Origin of the sequence: Arenimonas oryziterrae DSM 21050 = YC6267 (assembly GCF_000420545.1) — a bacterium.
Taxonomy (GTDB): domain Bacteria; phylum Pseudomonadota; class Gammaproteobacteria; order Xanthomonadales; family Xanthomonadaceae; genus Arenimonas; species Arenimonas oryziterrae.
In genome coordinates, this window is record NZ_ATVD01000001.1 from 813,586 (window position 1) to 833,419 (window position 19,834).

The 19,834-nt window shown below is 66.3% G+C and carries 18 protein-coding genes; 4 read left to right on the forward strand and 14 right to left on the reverse strand.

Going from position 1 to position 19,834, the window contains the following annotated elements:
* Nucleotides 1-96 precede the first annotated feature (96 nt).
* Genes G467_RS0104090 through G467_RS0104110 form a run of 5 tightly spaced genes read right to left on the reverse strand, consistent with a single transcriptional unit; the run spans nt 97 to nt 5,294 of the window.
* Entirely contained in the window at nt 97-2,250 is a 2,154-nt protein-coding gene (locus G467_RS0104090) for a type IV pilus secretin PilQ (protein WP_342663003.1), read from the reverse strand.
* A gap of 15 nt (nt 2,251-2,265) precedes the next feature.
* A complete protein-coding gene (locus tag G467_RS0104095; protein ID WP_051130377.1) occupies nt 2,266-2,793 on the reverse strand; it encodes a pilus assembly protein PilP in 528 nt (175 codons plus the stop codon).
* Between the two features lies 1 nt (nt 2,794).
* A complete protein-coding gene (locus tag G467_RS0104100; protein ID WP_022968462.1) occupies nt 2,795-3,451 on the reverse strand; it encodes a type IV pilus inner membrane component PilO in 657 nt (218 codons plus the stop codon).
* Nucleotides 3,448-4,236 (reverse strand): PilN domain-containing protein, encoded by a 789-nt coding sequence (locus G467_RS0104105; protein ID WP_022968463.1) that lies wholly within the window; start codon nt 4,234-4,236, stop codon nt 3,448-3,450. The genes G467_RS0104100 and G467_RS0104105 overlap by 4 nt, the downstream gene beginning before the upstream one ends.
* Nucleotides 4,236-5,294: a pilus assembly protein PilM gene (locus G467_RS0104110; protein ID WP_022968464.1), complete on the reverse strand. Its 1,059-nt coding sequence runs from the start codon at nt 5,292-5,294 to the stop codon at nt 4,236-4,238. Before G467_RS0104110 ends, G467_RS0104105 begins: the two co-directional genes overlap by 1 nt.
* Before the next feature lie 246 nt (nt 5,295-5,540).
* Between G467_RS0104110 and G467_RS0104115 the strand changes: the two genes are divergently transcribed.
* Both G467_RS0104115 and G467_RS0104120 read left to right on the forward strand, forming a co-directional pair.
* Complete coding sequence (locus G467_RS0104115) at nt 5,541-7,997, forward strand: penicillin-binding protein 1A (RefSeq protein ID WP_022968465.1); 2,457 nt, start codon at nt 5,541-5,543, stop codon at nt 7,995-7,997.
* Between the two features lie 69 nt (nt 7,998-8,066).
* On the forward strand, nt 8,067-8,696 hold the full coding sequence (locus tag G467_RS0104120) for a hypothetical protein (protein ID WP_022968466.1): 630 nt from the start codon (nt 8,067-8,069) through the stop codon (nt 8,694-8,696).
* Between the two features lie 57 nt (nt 8,697-8,753).
* Here G467_RS0104120 and G467_RS0104125 read toward each other — a convergent pair whose 3' ends face one another.
* The 9 genes from G467_RS0104125 to G467_RS0104165 all read right to left on the reverse strand — a co-directional run bounded on the left by G467_RS0104125 (nt 8,754) and on the right by G467_RS0104165 (nt 18,419).
* Nucleotides 8,754-10,043, reverse strand: coding sequence for a citrate synthase (locus tag G467_RS0104125; RefSeq protein WP_022968467.1), 1,290 nt, complete (start codon nt 10,041-10,043; stop codon nt 8,754-8,756).
* 267 nt (nt 10,044-10,310) lie between these two features.
* Entirely contained in the window at nt 10,311-10,559 is a 249-nt protein-coding gene (locus G467_RS0104130; protein ID WP_022968468.1) for a type B 50S ribosomal protein L31, read from the reverse strand.
* Between the two features lie 110 nt (nt 10,560-10,669).
* On the reverse strand, nt 10,670-11,602 hold the full coding sequence (locus tag G467_RS0104135; protein WP_022968469.1) for a nucleoside hydrolase: 933 nt from the start codon (nt 11,600-11,602) through the stop codon (nt 10,670-10,672).
* A 97-nt stretch (nt 11,603-11,699) separates the two neighbouring features.
* Nucleotides 11,700-13,820 carry an ATP-dependent DNA helicase RecG gene (recG, locus tag G467_RS0104140; protein ID WP_022968470.1) on the reverse strand — a complete coding sequence of 707 codons (2,121 nt, stop codon included), beginning with the start codon at nt 13,818-13,820 and terminating at the stop codon, nt 11,700-11,702.
* Nucleotides 13,821-14,204 (reverse strand): RidA family protein, encoded by a 384-nt coding sequence (locus tag G467_RS0104145; RefSeq protein WP_022968471.1) that lies wholly within the window; start codon nt 14,202-14,204, stop codon nt 13,821-13,823.
* A 43-nt stretch (nt 14,205-14,247) separates the two neighbouring features.
* On the reverse strand, nt 14,248-16,422 hold the full coding sequence (locus G467_RS15330; protein WP_022968472.1) for a RelA/SpoT family protein: 2,175 nt from the start codon (nt 16,420-16,422) through the stop codon (nt 14,248-14,250).
* 101 nt (nt 16,423-16,523) lie between these two features.
* Entirely contained in the window at nt 16,524-16,823 is a 300-nt protein-coding gene (rpoZ, locus tag G467_RS0104155; RefSeq protein WP_022968473.1) for a DNA-directed RNA polymerase subunit omega, read from the reverse strand.
* 115 nt (nt 16,824-16,938) lie between these two features.
* Nucleotides 16,939-17,559, reverse strand: coding sequence for a guanylate kinase (gene gmk / locus G467_RS0104160; RefSeq protein ID WP_022968474.1), 621 nt, complete (start codon nt 17,557-17,559; stop codon nt 16,939-16,941).
* Entirely contained in the window at nt 17,556-18,419 is an 864-nt protein-coding gene (locus G467_RS0104165) for a YicC/YloC family endoribonuclease (RefSeq protein WP_022968475.1), read from the reverse strand. The genes gmk and G467_RS0104165 overlap by 4 nt, the downstream gene beginning before the upstream one ends.
* A 66-nt stretch (nt 18,420-18,485) precedes the next feature.
* Here G467_RS0104165 and rph point away from each other — a divergent pair, with 66 nt between their 5' ends.
* Entirely contained in the window at nt 18,486-19,214 is a 729-nt protein-coding gene (rph, locus tag G467_RS0104170; protein WP_022968476.1) for a ribonuclease PH, read from the forward strand.
* A 13-nt stretch (nt 19,215-19,227) separates the two neighbouring features.
* A complete protein-coding gene (gene rdgB, locus G467_RS0104175; protein ID WP_022968477.1) occupies nt 19,228-19,821 on the forward strand; it encodes an RdgB/HAM1 family non-canonical purine NTP pyrophosphatase in 594 nt (197 codons plus the stop codon).
* Nucleotides 19,822-19,834: the final 13 nt, after the last annotated feature.

Below are 19,834 nucleotides of genomic sequence, written 5' to 3' on the forward strand. Positions count from 1 at the left end.
GGACCCACGGACACCTCGCCGGTGCAATCGATATCTAACCCATAAACGACACAGGGCCGCATAGGCGGCCCTGTGTTCGACACTTTTTAGCGACTATCAGCGACGCGAGACCTGCAGGACGCGCGGGGTCACGAAGATCAGCAGCTCGGCCTTCTCGACCGAACGCGACTTGCTGCGGAACAGCGCGCCGAGGAAGGGCACATCGGCGAGGAACGGGATCTTGGTGACGTCCTGACGATTCTTGAACTCGTAGACGCCGCCGATGACCACGGTCTGACCGTTGTCGACCAGCACGGCCGTGCTGACTTCGCGCTTCTGGATCTGCGGCACGTCGCCGCTGGGCGTGGTGATGAAGTTGCGGACTTCGTCTTTCTTGACCGCGAGGGTCAGGTAGACGCGGCCGTCCTGGGTGATCGTCGGGGTGACCTTGAGCTCAAGCAGAACTTCCTTGAACTGCACGGTCGCCTGCGGCACCGAGGTACCGCCACCGGTGGAGGCCGTCTGCTGCACGGTCACGTAGCCGATCTCGTCGCCCTGGCGGATAACCGCCTCGCGCTGATTGCTGGTGATGACGCGCGGGTTGGAGACGACTTCGCCGCGGCCTTCGCTTTCGAGCGCCGACAGTTCGAGATCGAGATTCGAGCTCGGACGCAGGATGCTCAGGTTCAACGCACCGGCCGCAGTGGCGAGCGGCAGGTTGATGTCGAAGCCGCCGGTACGGACGGTGTCGCCGCTGGCGCTGGTATCGGTGTTGCTGACGCCGAACTTCGCACCGAGGTCACGCGCAAAGCTTTCGGACGCCACCACGATGCGGGCTTCGATCAGCACCTGGTCGACCGGGCGGTCAAGGGTGTTCAGCAGCTCCTTGATTTCCTGGATCTTCTTCGGGATGTCGATGACCAGCAAGGTGTTGGTGCGGTTGTCGAAGCTGACGCTGCCGCGCGAGGACAGGAAGCCGCGCTGCGACGCGCTGCCGCCGCCCGAGGCACCGGCCGACTGGCCGGTCTTGCTGTTTTCGGTCAGCAGCTTCGCGATGTCTTCGGCATTGCCGTAGTTGATCGGGATGTACTCGCTGGCGAGCTCGGAGCGGGTTTCGAGAGCGATGCGCGCATCTTCACGCGCCTGCTCGAAGTCGGCCAGCTCTTTCTGCGGCGCGACCCAGACGACGTTACCGTCGCGACGCTTGTCGAGCTGCTTGGCGCGCAGAACGATTTCCAGCGCCTGGTCCCAGGGCACATTGATCAGGCGAAGGGTGACGTTGCCCTGCACCGTGTCGGACGCGACCACGTTGAGGTTCGACTCTTCGGCGATCAACTGCAGCACCGTGCGAACGGGCACGTCCTGGAAGTTGAAGGTCACCGGCTTGCCGGAGTAACGCTGCGAACCACCCGAGGTGCTGACGGCACCGGCGGCGCGACCGGACGAGGCGGCCGAACCGATCACCGTGCCACGCTTGGGCGTGATCTCGATGATGTATTCGTTGCCCGTCTGGTAGGCCATGGTCTCGTAGGCGCCGTTGGTGTTGATCACCAGGCGGGCACCACCGGCATTGGCCTTCGGCTCAAGACTCTGGACCGGCGTGGCGAAGTCGGTGACGTCGAGGCGGCGGCGCAGGTTTTCGGGAAGCGAGGCGTTGCTCACGTCCACGACGACCTGGTTGCCTTCGTTGCGCATGTCGGCGGCGGCACCGTCGCTGTTGAAGCGAAGGACCACGCGACCGGCACCGTTGTCGCCACGACGGAAGTCGATGTTGGAGACCGCGATGTTGGTGGCGACACGCTTGCTCGGATCGGACGAGCTGGCCATCGCCGTGCTCGCTGCCGCCGGTGCGCTGCCTGCGTCCACGGTCAGGACGAGCAGGTTGCCCGAGCTGCGCGTGGTGTAGCCGGCCGGTCGGAACAAGTCCACGACGACGCGGGTGCGGCCACCGGCTTCGGCGGCGGAAACCGCAGAAGTGGCACCGCTGCCCACGGCCACGCGTCGGGTGCTGAGCCCGTTGCTGGTGTCCGGAAGGTCAATGGCGATACGCGGCGGGCTGTCGGTGGTGAAAGCCTGGACCTCGCCAACGGGATTGGCGAACTGCAGGGTGATATCCACCTTGCCTCCCGGTGCCGCTGCATAGCGCACATCCTGCAGGACATTGCCTGCGAGCGCTGCGCTGCTTGCCAGCAGAAGCCCTAGCGTCAGAGCTCCCGTCCCGAGGGCCTGCAAGATGCCCCTGCTTTCGCCGATCTGTTTCATTGCGGTCATCGTGCTATCCCCCAATCAATTGTCTTCAAGGGCAATCTTGGCCTGGCGTTCCAGCCAGCCGCCCGCCCCGTCCGGTACCAGTTCGACCATCTCAATGCGATCTTCGTAAACCGCAGTGATCCGGCCGTCGCTCTGACCCAGGTAATTTCCCGGCCGCACTCTATAGGTCACCTTGTCCGGCGCCATGACCAGTCCGACCACGCCAGCGCCGGAACCGATCGTGCCGACCATGTTCAGGCTGTCCAGCGGATAGGCCTCCAGGGCCTCCTTGCGCCGCTCGGGATCGGGCCGCAGGCCGTTGCCGGCGTTGCGATCGGGAACCGGGGCACTGAACGGGTCACGCATGCCCTGCGCGTTGTATTCGAAGGTCTCGAACTGCTTCATGACCGGCAGCGGATCGAGCGGCGGCGCGGGACGCGCCTTGACCTCGGCCACCCAGGCCTCGAGATCCCTCGAACCGCGTGTGCAACCGGCCAGCGCGATGCACGCGCAGGCGAGCAGCAAGGTGTTGCGGACTCCGGATTTGAGCCGTGATTTCGTCATGTCACTTAGCTCCTCCGGCAGCAGCCGGGGCACCCGGCTGGGCCGCTTGCTCGGCTGCGGCGACTTCTTCGTCGTCCAGGTAACGATAGGTTTTCACGGTGCCCGACAATTCCAGGCTGTCATTCTTGCCACCGCGCGGCTTCAGCGAGATGTCGTGCATGGTCATGATGACCACGCGCGGCAGCGACGCGACACCGCTGACGAAGGCGCCGAACTGGTGGTAGGAACCCACCATGCGCAGCGTGATCGGCTTCTCGGCGTAGAACTCTTTCGTCGTTTCCGGGCCGGGCTGGAACAGCTCGTTGTTGATGCCGCTGGCCAGGGCCGTCTGCGACACGTCGACGATGAGGTCGGGCATTTCGTTCTTGCTCGGCAGCTGACGGAGCATCTGCTGCAGCATCAGTTCCATCTGCGCCAGCTGCTGCTTGAGCGGCTCGAGGTTGGCGGCGCGACCCTGCTTGTCCTGGAACTCGTCGCGCAGGCCTTTCTCCTGCACTTCAAGCGAGGCCAGCTGGGTGCGGCGGTCCGAGACGAAGAAGTACCAGGCCAGGGCGATGATCAGCAGCGCCAGCAGCACGCAGGCGCCCAACTTGACCGGGAACGGCCACGAGCCCGGGTTGCTGGTGTCGAGATTGCGGAGATCGACTTTCTTGCTCACGAGTTGTTACCTCCCGAGGCGGGCGCTGCGTTGGCGGGAGGCGGAGTCGCAGGCGGCGTGGCGGGTGGCGGCGTGGCTGCGGGAGCGGCCGGGGCCGGCGCAGTCGTCGCGGGAGTGGTGGCGGCAGGCGCGGTGAGCGGCGGCGTCGCGGGCGTGGCGGCGGCGGGCGCTGCCGGATCCGGAACGATCGCATTGCCATTGGCGTCGACCGTCGGCACCGGATTGCCGTTTGCATCGACCGCACCCGGCGTCGTCAGCGTGACCTTCAGCGAGAAGGTGTACGGCAGGCCCTTGTCGGCGCCCTTGGCTTCGATGACCGTCAGGTCGGGCTTGGTCATCCAGCCCGAGGCCTGCAGGTTGCGCATGTACGTACTGACACGCGCGTTGGACTGCGCGTAGCCGGCCAGCGTGAGCTGGTCGCCGTTCTGCTGGATCGTGTCCAGACGCAGACCGTCGGGGATCGTGCGGACCAGCTCGTCGAACAGATGGACCATCTGCGAACGGCTCGACTGCAGCTGCTCGATGACTTCCTTGCGCTTGAGCAGGCGGGCCTTCTTCTTGTCCAGTTCGGCGATCTCGGCGATCTGCTTCTGGACTTCGTCGATCTGGCTCTGCAGATATTTGTTGCGGCTTTCCTGCCCGCTGATCTGACCCTGGTAGTACATCACGATGAACAGGCTCACCAGCAACGCGGCGAGCGCTGCCAGACCCAGCAGCCCGTAGAACTCCTGCAGGCGTGCTTTGCGGCGCTCTGCGCGCCAGGGCAATAGATTGATTCTGGCCATCAGTCAAAGCTCCTCAGGGCCAGGCCGCACGCAATCATCAGCGCGGGCGCGTCTTGAGCCAAGGCGTGCGCCTGGACGCGGGGGCCCAGAGCCATGTTGGCCAACGGATTGGCGATCACGGTCGGCACGCCGATCTGTTCTTCCACGAGATTGGCGATGCCGGCGATGGACGCGCAGCCGCCCGCCAGAACCACCTGGTCGACGCGGTTGTAGTCGCTGCCGGCGTAGAAGAACTGCAGCAGTCGGCTAACCTGCTGGACCAGCGCTTCCTTGAACGGCTCGAGGACTTCGATCTCGTAGCTTTCCGGCAAACCGCCCTGACGCTTGGCGGCACCGGCTTCGTCGTAGCTCAGGCCGTAGCGGCGCATGACTTCGTCGGTGAGCTGCTTGCCACCGAAGACCTGTTCGCGCGTGTAGATGCTGCGCTGGCTGCGCAGCACGTTGAGCGTGGTCATCGTGGCGCCGATGTCGACAAGGGCGACGATGGCGTCGCGCGGCACCGACAACTGGTCAGCGACCAGCTTGAAGGCGTTTTCCATCGCGAACGCTTCCACGTCGATGACCTTGGCGGTGATGCCGCCCAGCTCGAGCGCGGACTGTCGGATCTCGACATTCTCGGCACGCGACGCAGCCAGGAGGACCTGGACCATGTCGGTGTTGTTGGGTACCGGCCCCAGGACCTCGAAGTCGAGACTGACTTCGTCGATCGGGTACGGAATGTAGTTGGCGGCCTCCAGCTGCACCTGGTCCTCCATCGCGTCATCGTCCAGATCGCCCTGCATCGGGATGATCTTGGTGATGACCGCCGAGCCGGACACGGCCGCAGCCGCGTGCTTGACCCGAGTGCCGGACCGGTTGACCGCGCGCTTGATCGCCTCGCCTACCGCCTCGACCTCGACGATATTCTTCTCCACCACCGCATTGGGCGGCAGGGGTTCGACGGCGTAATGCTCCACGCGGTAGCGCCCACCACTTTCGGTGAGCTGCAGTAGCTTGACGGCAGTGGAACTGATGTCCACGCCGACCAGCGGTGTCTTGGTAGTTCCGAAAAGACCCACGGTTTCTCCCCTTGCCACGGGCGCTTACACGCTATTCGTGCGCCGTTACATTAATAACGAATTTTTCCGAAATGGCAATGCCCCCCTGCCAAATTGGACTGGAAGCCCCCTGGAACCCCCCCCCGGATCCGCCCATTCCCAAGGCCTTTACGCGATTTTCCCGGTGTTCCGGCCGCGTCTCCTGAGAACCTGCCCCTCGTTCTATACTCCGCGTCCCGCCCGATGTAAACGCCGGAGAGGCCCTGGATGGCCCGTATTACCCGATGGTTGCGACGCTTGGCCCTGCTGGGCGCCGTCCTCGTTGTCCTGGCCGCCCTGGCCCTGGGCGTGCTTTATCTGCTCATCGCCCCCCGCATTCCCGACGTCCAGGGCCTGCGCCATATCGAGCTGCAGGTGCCGCTGAGCGTATACAGCGCCGATAACAAGCTGATTGCCCAGTTCGGCGAGACCCGGCGCTACCCGGTCAAGGTCGAGCAGATCCCGCTACAGGTCAAACAGGCCTTCATCGCCATCGAGGATGCGCGGTTCTACGAGCATCAGGGCCTGGACTACAAGGGCATCGGCCGCGCCGTCTGGCTGCTGGCAACGACCGACAACAAGCGCGTTCCCGGCGGCAGCACGATCACTCAGCAGGTCGCCCGAGGCTTTTATCTCAGCGACGAATACAGCTACAGCCGCAAGCTGATGGAGATGCTGCTGGCGCTGAAAATGGAGCGCGAGCTGACCAAGAACGAGATCCTGGAGCTGTATCTCAACAAGATCTTTTTCGGCAATCGCGCCTACGGCGTGGCCGCCGCCGCCGAGTACTACTACGGCAAGAAACTCGACCAGCTGACACTCGCAGAAGCGGCCTCGCTGGCTGCGATTCCGAAGTTTCCGTCGAGCGGAAATCCGATCATCAATCCGGAGCGCGCGCAGATCCGCCGCAACTATGTGCTGCAGCGCATGCGCGAAGTCGGCTTCATTTCGGTCGCGCAGGAACGCGCGGCGCAGGCCGAGCGCAACATGGCGAGCCGGCACGAACCGAAGGTCGAACTGGACGCGCCCTACCTGGCCGAAATGGTCCGCCGCGCGATGCAGGATCGCTACGGCGACGAGGCGGAAACCAGCGGTTTCCGCGTCTACACCACGGTCTCCAGCGTCGACCAGCTGGCGGCGGCGAAAGCCGTGCGCGACGGCCTGATCGAATACGACCGCCGCCACGGCTGGCGTGCGCCGGAGGCCCATCTGGACGTGGCCGCAGACGAAGACGCGAAGGCGCTGCGTTCGCGCCTGCGGCCGTATCCGTTTGTCGCCGGCATGCCGGTCGGCATCGTGGCCTCGGTCGCCGGCAGCTCGGCGACGGTGATCACGGCCGCCGCCGATCCGGTGACGATCGACACCACCGCCAGTCGCTGGACCGGACGCAGCCCGGGGCAATTGCTCAAGCGCGGCGACATCGTGCGCCTGCTGCCGACCGACAAAGCCGGTGTGTTCGAACTGGGACAACTGCCCAAGGCCGAGTCGGCGCTGGTGTCGCTCGCGCCCGAAGATGGCGCCGTGCGCGCGATCATCGGTGGCCTGAGCTACTCGCGCAGCAAGTTCAACCGCGCCACCCAGGCGCAGCGTCAGCCTGGCTCGAGCTTCAAGCCCTTCCTGTACTCGGCCGCGTTCGAGCGCGGCTACACGCCCGCCAGCATCGTTCTGGACGCCCCGGTGGTGTTCAAGGACCGCGCCGGCCACGTCTGGCGCCCGCAGAACGACAATGCGACGTTCGCCGGCCCCATCCGCCTGCGCGAAGCCCTGGTGCAGTCGCGCAACCTGGTCTCGGTGCGACTGCTCGACGCGATCGGCGTCGATTTCGCGCGCAAGTACATCACCCAGTTCGGCTTCAAGATCGAAAGCCTGCCGCCGAACCTGTCGATGTCGCTGGGTACCGCCTCGCTGACGCCGATTTCCATGGCGCGCGGTTATTCGGTCTTCGCCAATGGCGGCTTCCTCATCGAGCCGTATTTCATCACCCGCATCGTCGACCGCAATGGCGTCGTCATCGGCAACACGCACGCGCCCCGCGCCTGCCGCGCCTGCCCGGAGCGACTGGCGCGCGAACAACGCACCACGGTGGTCGTAGACGGGTTCGACTTCAGCGCCGGCGGTCCCACGGCCACCAGCACCGAGGCCACGGCGAAATTCGACCCGGATTTCGTCGGCCCCTCGCCCCTCGCCCTGGCACCGCGCGCGATCGACGAACGCAGCGCCTTCCTGACCAGCTCGCTGATGCGCGACGTCGTGCTGCGCGGCACGGCCACCGCGGCCAAGGTGCTCAACCGCGCCGACATCGGCGGCAAGACCGGCTCGACCAACAACCATCGCGACGCCTGGTTCGCCGGCTTCGGCGGCGACCTGGTCACCGCGGTCTGGGTCGGCAACGACGACTTCAAGTCGCTCGGCTACCGCGAGTACGGCGGCAAGGCGGCCCTGCCGATCTGGATCAACTACATGCGCAGCGCGCTCAAGGACGAACCGATCGCCGATCAAACGCCGCCGGCCGGCGTGGTCACCGTGGCGATCAGCCCGGGCAGCGGCAACCTGCTGCCCGAGGGCACGCCGGGTTCGTTGAAGGAATTCATGAAGCAGGAAGACTACGACCGCATGCTGACCAGTAGTCCGGTCCAGGACTACAGCGGCAACAATGCCGATGAGGCTTCGTTCGACGTCTTCTGAGCCATGAGGTTCGAACCCTGACGATCAGCCGATCGGCGCGTGCCGTCGGCAGGCCGCAACGGAGCCGTCATGCCCCCGTCCCGCAAGCACGAGGAAGCCCGCAACCACGAGCGCCGCCAAGTCGCGGCGGAGGCGGCGCGCCTGATGGCAACCACCGGCCTGCGCGATTTTCAGCAGGCCAAACTCAAGGCGGCGCACCGGCTGGGGATCAGCAACGAGGCCTCGCTGCCGCGCAATGCCGAGATCGAGGCGCAGCTGCGCGACTACCAGCGCCTGTTCCAGGGGCAACAGCAGCCGCAGGAGCTGCACGCGCGGCGCGCGGCGGCCATCGACGCGATGATCTTCTTCGAGCGCTTCCAGCCGCGCCTGGTCGGGCCGGTGCTGGAAGGCACCGCGGACGCGCATTCACCGGTGAGCCTGCACCTGTTCGCCGAGGACGCCGATACCGTCGCCCGCCATCTCATCGACGCCGGCATCCCCGCCCTGCCGCAATCGCGCCGCCTGCGATTGGATCGCGAGCGCGAAAGCGACTTTCCGGTCTGGTCGTTTTCCGTCGACGACCTCGCCTTCGAACTCACCGTGCTGCCGCCCGCCCTGCTGCGGCAGGCGCCGCTCGGACCGCTGGATGACAAGCCGATGCCGCGCGCGACCCTGGCGGCCCTGCGCACGTTGCTGGCCGGCGAGGCGTCCGGGCCCTAGCCGGCGCGACGCAAAAAGAGCCCCGCAATGCGGGGCTCTTCTCCGGAAAGGCGCGCCTCAGCGCTGCGCAATCGGCGTGTAGTCGCGCGACACCGCGCCGGTGTAGATCTGGCGCGGACGGCCGATCTTGTTTTCCGGGTCGACCTGCTGCTCGAGCCAATGCGACACCCAACCGGCGGTACGCGCGATCGCGAACATCACCGTGAACATCTCGGTCGGAATGCCCAAGGCCTTGTAGATGATGCCCGAGTAGAAATCGACGTTCGGGTAGAGCTTGCGCTGGATGAAATACTCGTCCTTGAGCGCGGCTTCCTCGAGCTTCATCGCCACTTCGAGCAGCGGGTCGTTGACGCCGAGCTCGCCGAGCACCTGGTGGCACATCTCGCGGATGATCTTCGCGCGCGGATCGAAATTCTTGTACACGCGGTGGCCGAAGCCCATCAGGCGGAAGCCCGAATTCTTGTCCTTGGCCTTCTCGATCGCGCTGCCGACGTTTTCCGGGCGGCCGATTTCCTTGAGCATCTCGAGCACGGCTTCGTTGGCGCCGCCATGCGCCGGGCCCCAGAGCGCCGCGATGCCGGCGGCGACGCAGGCATAAGGATTGGCACCGGTCGAACCGACCAGGCGCACGGTCGAGGTCGACGCGTTCTGCTCGTGGTCGGCGTGCAGGATGAACAGCAGGTCGAGCGCGCGCGCGGCGACCGGCTTCATGACCAGCGGCTCGCTCGGCACTTCGAACATCATGTGCAGGAAGCGCTCGACATATTCGAGGTTGTTGCGCGGATAACGGATCGGCCAGCCGATCGAATAGCGGTAGCAGGCGGCGGCGATCGTCGGCACCTTGGCCAGCAGGCGGATCGCGGCCAGGCGACGCTGCTCGGGGTCTTCGAGGTCCAGGTCGCCGTGGTAGAACGCGGCCAACGAACCGAGCATGCCGGTCATCATCGCCATCGGATGCGCGTCGTGGCGAAAGCCGTACAAGAAGGTGCGGAAAGCCTCATGCATCATCGTGTGATGCGTGACTTCGTGTTCGAACTTGGCGAACTCGGCCTGGTTGGGCAGCTCGCCGTTCATCAGCAGGTAGCTGACTTCGAGGAAGTTGGAGTTCTTCGCCAGCTGCTCGATCGGGTAGCCGCGGTACATCAGCACGCCGGCGTCGCCATCGATGTAGGTAATCGCGCTGCGGCAGCTGGCCGTGGACATGAAGCCCGGGTCGTAGGTGAACTTGCCGGTTTCCTTGTAGAGCTTGCCGATATCCACGCAGTCCGGACCCAGCGTGCCGCTGTGGACGGGAAGCTCGACGCTCTTGTCGCCGGCGTTAAGAATCACGCTCTTGTTGTCGGACACAGGCACACTCCTTGAAGGCTCGTGCGGCCGCCGCAACCAAGGGCGACGCCGCTGACAGGGGATGGACCGTCACCAAGGCTTCGGCCAAGCGCCAAGTATCGCATAGGGAATTTGCGCAAGTCAGTGCGAAAGGCAGGCGAACCAAGGACGGACGTCCGAGGCGTGCGCCGCGCCACAAAAGCGAACGGCCACCGCAGGGGTGGCCGTTGCCGGTGAAACGCTAACCGATGCAGCGCGGCCTGTCGGCCGGTCTGCGTCGCGACGCCCTTACTTGGCGGCGGTGTAGCGCTTCTTGAACTTGTCGATGCGACCGCTGGTGTCGCTGACGCGCTGCTTGCCCGTGTAGAACGGGTGCGTGGCCGAAGAAATTTCGACCTTGATCAGCGGGTATTCCTGGCCGTCTTCCCACTTGATCTTTTCCTTGCTCGAAAGCGTGGAACGGGTCAGGAAGGCGAAATCGGAAGTGACGTCCTGGAAGACGACGGCGTTGTAGCTGGGATGGATGTCGGCTTTCATGGAAAGGTCCGCGCTGATTCGTGGAAAAGACCGCTATTTTAGCCATCATCCGGCCCCCACCGCAAGCCGGCCGGACATCGCCCGGCGGAAAGCCGGTCCAGCCGGGCGGTTCAGGCCCCCAGACAGGCCCGGATACGGGCCTCGAAGGCCGCCTGGTCATAGTCCATGACGATGCGGGCATTGGCCGGCAACCCCATCCGCTGCGCCCAATCCACGATCGTGGCGCCCCGGCTGTGCCGGCCCTCGGTCTCGATCCGGGCATGCCGGCGCTCGTCCCGGACGATGCCGGCCGGCACCAGCGCGGCCACCATGGCCAGCGCGTCGGCCGAATGCCAATGCGATCCGCGCTTGCCCTCGGACCAGGCCCGGGTCTTGCGCGAAATGCCGTCGTAGAAGCGGGCGCGATGGTCGCCCCGGGCCAGCCAGGCCTCGAATTCGGTATGCAGGAAGCCGTGCCGGAGCACCGCTTCCCAATCGATGAGGTCGAAGGCCGGGAAGGCGCGGAAAACGACATCTGCCGCCTCCGGATCGAAGGCGATGTTGAACTCGGCCGGGATCGAGGTATTGCCCTGCCCGGTCACCGCACCGCCCATGATCACCAGACGGCCGATACGCGTGGGCAAGTCCGGATCCAGCCGCAGGGCGAGCGCCAGATTGGTCAGGGGCCCGAGCGTGACCAGCAGCAACCGGCCCGCGTGCGCCTTCGACAGTCGGATGATTGCCAGCGCCGCATGTTCGTCGGCCGCCGTGCTCGCCGCCGGGGCGTAGTCCGTGTCGCCGAAGCCGTCCAGGCCATGCACATAGGCGGCATCTTCGGCCTCGTGCACCAGTGGCACCGGGCAGCCCGCGTAGACCGGTACCGAGACGCCGGCGACCTCGCAGAGCTTCAGTGCATTGGCCACCGTGTGACGCAGCCCGACATTGCCGGCCGCGATCGTCAGACCAAGCAACTCGTGCGCCGGATCGTGGAAGGCCATCAACAGGGCGAGCGCGTCGTCCACGCCCGGGTCGGTGTCGATGAGCAGCGGGATTTTCTGGGACATGAAGGACTCTTGGGCTCAGTGCCTGAAAGGGAATGAAGCGGGACAGGGACTATCGAGTGAAGCGCCCGCCAGCGCAAACGCGACCCGGCGACCAGTCTCACGCACCGGCAAAACGCGCCGCGCTGCCGACCCAGCGCGCGACGATGCGATCAGCCAAATCGGGAGCTTCCGCGAGCAGGACTTCCGCCGCCCGATGTACCGCCGGCAACAAATGCGCATCGCGCACCAGATCGGCGATGCGGAATCCCGCCAGGCCGGTCTGGCGCGTGCCGAGCAGCTCGCCCGGGCCACGCAGTTCGAGGTCCTTCTCGGCGATCACGAAGCCGTCGGTGGTCCGGCGCATGACGTCCAGGCGCTCGCGTGCCATCTGCGACAAGGGCGCCTTGAACATCAGCACGCAGCTCGAGGCCTGCGCGCCGCGGCCGACACGTCCACGCAGCTGATGCAATTGCGCCAGCCCGAGGCGTTCGGCGTTTTCGATGACCATCAGACTGGCATTGGGCACGTCGACCCCGACCTCGATGACCGTCGTGGCGACGAGCAACTGCAGTTCGCCCGCCTTGAAGCGCGCCATCACCGACTGTTTGTCGGCCGGCTTCATGCGCCCGTGCAACAGGCCCAGGCGCAGCTGCGGCAGGGCCGCCGCGAGCGCGTCGAAGGTGCTTTGCGCCGACTGCGCTTCGATTTCCTCGCTCTCGTCGATCAGCGTGCAGACCCAGTAGACCTGGCGTCCTTCGGCGCAGGCAGCGCGAATGCGCTCGACCACCTCGCCGCGACGGTCGCCGCTGATCGCCACCGTCGTGACCGGCGTGCGACCCGGCGGCATCTCGTCGATGACCGACACATCGAGATCGGCGTAGGCCGACATCGCCAGCGTGCGTGGGATCGGCGTCGCGGTCATCACCAATTGGTGCGGCACCTTGCGGCCATCGCGCCCCTTGTCGCGCAGGGCCAGGCGCTGGTGGACGCCGAAGCGGTGTTGCTCGTCGACGATGGCGAGCGCGAGATCGGCGAAGGCCACGCCTTCCTGCATCAGCGCATGGGTGCCGATGACCACGGGCGCCGCGCCGGAGGCGATGTCCGCCAGCACCGCCGCTCGCGCCTTGCCGGTGACCTTGCCGGCCAGCCAGACGATGCGCACGCCGAGCGGCTCGAGCCAGGTGCGGAAATTATTGAGGTGCTGTTCGGCCAGCAATTCGGTCGGCGCCATCAGCGCGACCTGTCGCCCTGCCTCCACGGCACGCAGGGCGGCCAACGCCGCGACCACGGTCTTGCCGCTGCCGACATCGCCCTGCACCAGGCGCAGCATCGGCTCGGGACGCTGCATGTCGACGACGACTTCCTTGAACACGCGCTGCTGCGCCCCTGTCAGGGTGTAGGGCAGATTGCCGAGCAGGCGCTGGCTCAACTCGCCGCGCGCCTTGATCGGTGTCGCGCCATGCGCGCGCAGGGCGATGCGCTGACGACGCAGGCTCAGGTGGTGGGCGAGCATTTCCTCCAGCGCCAGTCGCTGCAAGGACGGATGCCGTCCCGCGGCGAACAACGCGATGTCGGTGTCGGGTGGCGGGCGGTGCGCGACCAGCAAGGCCTCGCGCAGCGAGGGCAGGTCCAGTGTCGCGCGCAACGCCGCGGGCAACAGCTCCAGCGACGGTGCCGGCGGCAGGCGACGCAGGGCTTCGCCGATGATCTTGGTCAGGGTCTGCGGCCCGATGCCTTCGACTGCCGGATACACCGGGTCGAGCGAATCGCGCAGGGCGCCATCGTCGGACTCGGCGAGAAACCGGTAGCTCGGATGCACCATTTCCAGGCCGTGCGCGCCGGGCCGGGCTTCGCCGTAGCAGCGTATGCGGCGGCCGGGCAGGAACTGCGCCGCTTGCGCGCCATTGAAATGGAAAAAACGCAGCGTCAGCGTGGCGCGCGATTCGTCACCGATCGCCACACGCAACATCGGACGGTAACGAAAGCCGCGCTCGACGGCTTCGACGCGTCCCTCCACCTGCGCGGTCTGTCCGGGCACGAGCGCGCGCATCGCCACGATCTGCGTGCGGTCTTCGTAACGCAGCGGCAGGTGCAGCCAGAGATCCTGCAGCGTCGACAGCCCGCGCGCGGCAAGTTTTTCCGCCACGGCGGGACCCACGCCGGGCAGGCAGGTGGTCGGCGCATCGCCGGCCGGCGACAGCGTCGGTTCGGCGACAGCCGTCGGGCCGCGTCCGGCCACTCAGTCGAACGCGAGAATGGCGTCTACCTCGACCTGCGCACCACGCGGCAGGGCGGACACCTGGATGGTCGAGCGGGCCGGATACGGCGCGCTGAAATACTCGGCCATGACCGCATTCACGGCAGCGAAGTCGCCCAGGTCGGTGAGATAGATGCCGATGCGTACGACATCGTCGAGCGAACCGCCGGCCGCGACGCAGACCGCCTGCAGATTGTCGAAAACGCGGCGCGTATGTGCGGCGATGTCGCCATCGACGAGCTGACCGGTCGCCGGATCGAGCGGAATCTGTCCCGACAGGAACACCGTCTTGCCGCAGCGCGTGGCCTGCGAATACGGGCCGATGGCGGCGGGAGCGCGGTCGGTGGCGATGGGCTGGCGGGGCATGGCGGGACTCGGCGGCGGAAAGCGTGAGTTTAGCGCGGCCGCCCTACTTGCGTTCCACGCCGTGCACGACGCTCAGGCGCCGCACCCGCCGGATCACGTCGGCCAGGTGTTTGCGGTTGCGCACCTCGATGCCGAACTCCATGACCGAGATGCGCAGGTCGCGCTCGCGGTATTCGACCGAATCGATGTTGGAATCGCTTTCCGCCACCGCCGCTGCGACCTGGGCGAGCACGCCGGGCTTGTTGTCGACCTCGATATGCAGCGCAGCGCGGTAGTCGCCTTCGACATAGCGGTCCCAGGCCATCGGCACGCAGCGTTCGGGATGCTTGCGGTATTCGGTAACGTTCGGGCAATCGGCGCGGTGCACCACCACGCCCTTGCCGGCGGTGATGTAACCCATGATGTCGTCGCCGGGAATGGGATAGCAGCAGCCGGCGAAACTGAGCACGCCGCGTTCGGCGCCGGTGATCAGGATCTGCTCGCCGGTGACCAGGCCCTGGTTCGGACGCAGCGGCACTTCCACGTCGCCCTGCGCCAGCACCTGCGCAACTTGCGCGGGCATGCGGTTGCCGAGGGCGATGTCGGCGAGCAATTCCTCCAGACGACGGTAGCGGTGCTCGGTCAGGAACTGCTCCAGGCGCTCGCCGGAAACGCGGTCGAGCGAGCTGTCGCGCTGCTCCAGCGCGCGGTCGAGCATGCGGTGGCCCAGGTCGACGGCGTCTTCGTGCTCGAGGCGCTTGAGATGGTGACGGATCGCCGTGCGCGCCTTGCTCGAGACCACGAACTCCAGCCATTGCGGGCTGGGCGTGGCCGAGGGTGCGGTGATGATTTCGACCGTCTGGCCACTGATGAGCTTGGTGCGCAACGGCACGAGCTTCTTGTCCACGCGCGCGGCCACGGCATGGTTGCCGACGTCGGTGTGCACCGCGTAGGCGTAATCGAGCGTGGTGGCGTTGCGCGGCAGGGCCAGGATGTCGCCCTTGGGCGTGAACAGGTAGACCTCGTCGGGAAACAGGTCGACCTTGACGTTTTCCAGGAACTCGATCGACGAGGCCGCCGATTCCTGGCTGTCCATGAGTCCGCGCACCCAGTCCTGGGCGCGGATCTGGGCATTGTTCATGCCCTGTCCGATGTTCTTGTAGAGCCAGTGCGCCGCGATGCCGCGCTCGGCGATCAGGTCCATTTCTTCCGTGCGGATCTGCACCTCGACCGGCGAGCCGTAGGAACCGAACAGCACCGTGTGCAGGCTCTGGTAGCCGTTGGCCTTGGGAATGGCGATGAAATCGCGGAAGCGCGCATCGAGCGGTTTGAACATCGAGTGCACCGCGCCCAGCGCGTGGTAGCACTGCATGACCTTCTGCACGACCAGCCGGAAGCCGAACACGTCCATGACCTGGTCGAAGCTTTTGTTCTCCTCGCGCATCTTGCTGTAGATGCTCCACGGCGCCTTCACCCGCCCGACCAGCCGGAACGGCAGGCCTTCCTGGGTTAGGCGGTGAGCGATCTGCGCTTCCAGCGTCGCCATCGCTTCGCGCCGCATGACCGGCTGACTGGCAATGCGCTTGGCGATGACCTTGTGTCGCAGCGGATGCAGGGCACGGAAACCGAGATCCTGCAGTTCGGCTTTGATCCGGTTCATGCCCAGGCGCTGGGCGATCGGCGCGTAGATCTCCAGCGTCTCGCGCGCGATGCGCCGACGCGATTCCGGACTCATCGCATCGAGCGTGCGCATGTTGTGCAGGCGGTCGGCGAGCTTGATCAGGATCACGCGCAGGTCGCGCGACATCGCCAGCATCATCTTGCGGAAACTTTCCGCAACCGCTTCCTGTTTGTCGGCGAACTGGATCTTGTCGAGTTTGGTGACGCCGTCGACGAGCTCGGCGACCGGCTCGCCGAACTCGGCGACGATCTGGCTACGCGGCAGCGGCGTGTCTTCCAGCGTGTCGTGCAGGATCGCCGCGCACAGGGTTTCCACGTCCATGCGCAGTTCGGCGAGGATGCCGGCGACTGCGATCGGGTGCGTGATGTAGGCCTCGCCGGACTTACGCTTCTGGCCGTCGTGCGCGGCTGCACCGACCTCGTAGGCGCGGCGCACTTTCAGGATCTGCGCCGGCGTCAGGTAGTCGGCCAGACGCAACTCGAGTTGCCGCACGGCCTCGGGACAGGGGTCCGGGCACGGCGTGAACGTCGGATCGACATGGGTCTGCAAACGGGTCATACCCGGAGCCTACGCGGCCACGCGCAGCCCTTCAATGCGCGGCGCCGAAAACAAAAACGGCCCCGAAGGGCCGTTTCGACTGCTTGCAATGCCGCCGATGCTCAGTCGTCGCCGCCCTTGGACAGGTCGTCGTCGACGACTTCGGCCGCTGCCCATTCCAGGGCTTCACGCTCGGCGCGTTCACGCTCGGCTTTTTCGACTTCCTCGATCAGGCCGAGGTCGATCTTGCGCGCGGCGATCTCGCGCAGTGCCAACACGGTCGGCTTGTCCTGTGATTCGCTGTTGTCCAGGGTCGGCTCGACGCCCTTGGCCAGCTGGCGGGCGCGCTTGGACGCCATCAGGACCAGCTCGAAGCGGTTGTCCACGACGGACAGGCAGTCTTCTACGGTGATGCGGGCCATACGGTCTCCTGGGCGGGACGGTGCCCGAGGGGCCCGTCCGCAAAATCAATGAGTTACGCGGAACTGGGCATTATACGCGAGCCCGGCCCCCGGGTTCAAACCCGGTGAGCCCCGTTCAGCCGAGCAAGGCCTGGATCAGGGCGGCATGCCGCTCGGACTGGGCCGGCCGGCGCAGGCGCTGGGCCACGAAGATCGCGCGCAGCTCGGCGGCGGCGGCGTCGAAATGCTCGTTCACGATGACGTAGTCGAACTCGCCGTAATGCGACATCTCTTCACGCGCGGCGGCCAGGCGCCGGGCGATGGTTTCCTCGCTGTCCTGGCCGCGGTTGCGCATGCGCGTCTGCAGCGCGTCCCGCGACGGCGGCAGGATGAACACGCTCACCGCCTCGGGCATCTTCTCGCGCACCTGGCGCGCACCCTGCCAGTCGATCTCCAGCAGCACGTCCTTGCCGGCCGCCAGTTGCGGCTCGACGGACTGCCGCGCGGTGCCCTTGTAGTCGCCGTGCACGAGCGCGTATTCGAAGAAATCGCCGGCGGCGATCATTCGCTCGAACTCGTCCTTGCTCACGAAATGGTAATGCTGGGCATGGCGCTCGCCGGGCCGCGGCGCGCGCGAGGTGAACGAGATCGACAGCGAAATGCCCGGCTCGCGCGCCAGCACCGCATTGACCAGGCTCGATTTTCCGGCCCCGGAGGGCGCGGCGACGATATAGAGGGTGCCGCGTAATGTGGTCATTCGAGGTTCTGCACTTGTTCGCGCAATTGTTCGATCAGCACCTTCAGCTCCACCGCGGCCTGCGTCGTGCGCGCGTCAACCGACTTGGAGCCGAGCGTGTTGGCCTCGCGGTTGAATTCCTGCATCAGGAAGTCCAGGCGCCGGCCCACGGCCTCGGGCAAGCGGAAGATGCGCCGCGCCTCGGCCAGATGGCTGCCCAGGCGATCGAGTTCTTCGTCGACATCGATCTTTTGCAGATTGAGCACGACTTCCTGCTCCAGCCGGCCCGGATCGAGCGGCAGTTTCAGATCAGCGAGCTTGGCTTCCATCTTCGCGCGCAGGGCCGTGCGGATGTCCGGCAGCCACTGCCGCACCTGGGCGACGATGCGCTCGATGCCGTCGATGCGTTCGTTCATGACCGCCGCGAGATTCGCCCCTTCGCGCTCGCGCGAGGTCACGAACTGCGCGAGGGTTTCGTCGAGCAGGGCCATCGCCTCGGCCTGCAGGCCGGCGGTATCAAAGCTCTCTTCTTCAACCACGCCCGGATAGCGCAGCAACTCGGTGAACTGCACGCGCATATCCGGAAACTCGCCATGCAGACGCGCGTGGATCGCGGCGAGCTGGGTGACCAGACGCTCGTTGACCTGGATCGTGCCGACGTTGCCGGCCGCGGCGCGATAGCGGAAATTGAGATCGACCTTGCCGCGCGAGATCTTCTGCGCCACCCGCTCGCGCAACGCACCCTCGATCGCCCGCAGCTCTTCCGGTGCCCGCACGGCCAGTTCCAGGAAGCGATGGTTGACCGCACGCAGTTCGCAGCTGAGCTGGCCACCGGTGGCGGCGCGTTCGCAGGCGGCGAAGGCGGTCATGCTGCGGATCATGCGGAGCTCCGGTTCGGGTCGGGCGTGAATGGTAATCTAGCCGACCCAGTTTTGTCGGATGCCCCCATGACCTCCTTTTCCCGGCCCAGCGGCCGCGCGCCCGACCAGCTGCGCGACGTGCGCATCGAACGCCAGTTCACCAAGCATGCCGAGGGTTCGGTCCTGATCAGCTTCGGCGATACCCGCGTGCTGTGCACGGCCAGCGTCGAGAACCGCGTGCCCGGCTTCCTGCGCGGCAAGGGCGAGGGCTGGGTCACGGCCGAATACGGCATGCTGCCGCGCTCCACGCACGAGCGCATGGGCCGCGAAGCGGCCAGCGGCAAGCAGGGTGGGCGCACGTTGGAGATCCAGCGCCTGATCGGTCGCTCCCTGCGCGCCTGCGTCGACCGCAAGGCGCTCGGCGAACGCACCATCACCCTCGATTGCGACGTGCTGCAGGCCGATGGCGGCACGCGCACCGCGGCGATCACCGGCGCGTATGTCGCGCTGTGCGACGCGATCTCGGTCCTGAAAAAGCGCGGCGACATCACGCGGGAACCGGTGCTGGGTGCGATCGCGGCGATTTCCGTCGGTATCTTCCAGGGCGTGCCGGTGCTGGACCTGGACTATGCCGAGGATTCGAACTGCGACACCGACATGAATGTGGTGATGAACGACGGCGGCGGCTTCATCGAGGTGCAGGGCACCGCCGAAGGCCATGCGTTCCGCCGCTCGGAGATGGATGCGCTGCTGGCGCTGGCGGAAAAAGGCGTCGGCGAACTCGTGCAGATGCAGCGCGCTGCGTTGGGCCTGTAACGCGCCCCATCCCGTGAACAGGATCGTCCTCGCCACCTCCAACCGCGGCAAGCTCGCGGAAATGCAGCCCTTGCTGGCCGATATCGGCCTGGAGCTCGTCACGCAGGGCGAGCTGGGCGTGAGCGATGCCATCGAAGACGGACACAGCTTCGTCGAGAACGCGCTGATCAAGGCCCGCCATGCCGCCGAGGTCACCGGTCTGCCGGCGATCGCCGATGATTCGGGCCTGATCGTCGACGCGCTCGACGGTGCGCCCGGCCTGATCAGTGCGCATTACGCCGGCGTACATGGCGACGCCGCCGGCAATATCCGCAAGTTGCTCGACGCCATGGAGCGCGTGCCCGACGGCGCCCGTCGCGCGCGCTTCCTGTCGGTGATCGTGCTGCTGCGCCATGCCCGCGATCCGCATCCGATCATCGCCGAGGGCCTGTGGGAAGGCCGCCTCCTGCACGCACCCCGCGGCGACGGCGGGTTCGGCTACGACCCGGTGTTCTTCGATCCCCTGCTCGGTCTCGCGGCCAGCGAATTGCCTGCGGACGTCAAGAACCGCGTGAGCCACCGCGGCCAGGCACTGGCCCGCCTGCGCGAGCAACTCCCGCGCCTGTGAGCGGCCGCGTGGG

Excerpts from the sequence above, each read along its gene's own strand:
- G467_RS0104090 (WP_342663003.1), bottom strand. The coding sequence starts at position 2,250 with ATGACCGCAATGAAACAGATCGGCGAAAGCAGGGGCATCTTGCAGGCC.
- G467_RS0104165 (WP_022968475.1), bottom strand. The coding sequence starts at position 18,419 with ATGATCCGCAGCATGACCGCCTTCGCCGCCTGCGAACGCGCCGCCACC.
- G467_RS0104120 (WP_022968466.1), top strand. The coding sequence starts at position 8,067 with ATGCCCCCGTCCCGCAAGCACGAGGAAGCCCGCAACCACGAGCGCCGC.
- rpoZ (WP_022968473.1), bottom strand. The coding sequence starts at position 16,823 with ATGGCCCGCATCACCGTAGAAGACTGCCTGTCCGTCGTGGACAACCGC.
- gmk (WP_022968474.1), bottom strand. The coding sequence starts at position 17,559 with ATGACCACATTACGCGGCACCCTCTATATCGTCGCCGCGCCCTCCGGG.
- G467_RS0104130 (WP_022968468.1), bottom strand. The coding sequence starts at position 10,559 with ATGAAAGCCGACATCCATCCCAGCTACAACGCCGTCGTCTTCCAGGAC.
- G467_RS0104145 (WP_022968471.1), bottom strand. The coding sequence starts at position 14,204 with ATGCCCCGCCAGCCCATCGCCACCGACCGCGCTCCCGCCGCCATCGGC.
- rph (WP_022968476.1), top strand. The coding sequence starts at position 18,486 with ATGACCTCCTTTTCCCGGCCCAGCGGCCGCGCGCCCGACCAGCTGCGC.
- G467_RS15330 (WP_022968472.1), bottom strand. The coding sequence starts at position 16,422 with ATGACCCGTTTGCAGACCCATGTCGATCCGACGTTCACGCCGTGCCCG.
- G467_RS0104095 (WP_051130377.1), bottom strand. The coding sequence starts at position 2,793 with ATGACGAAATCACGGCTCAAATCCGGAGTCCGCAACACCTTGCTGCTC.
- G467_RS0104105 (WP_022968463.1), bottom strand. The coding sequence starts at position 4,236 with ATGGCCAGAATCAATCTATTGCCCTGGCGCGCAGAGCGCCGCAAAGCA.
- G467_RS0104135 (WP_022968469.1), bottom strand. The coding sequence starts at position 11,602 with ATGTCCCAGAAAATCCCGCTGCTCATCGACACCGACCCGGGCGTGGAC.
- G467_RS0104115 (WP_022968465.1), top strand. The coding sequence starts at position 5,541 with ATGGCCCGTATTACCCGATGGTTGCGACGCTTGGCCCTGCTGGGCGCC.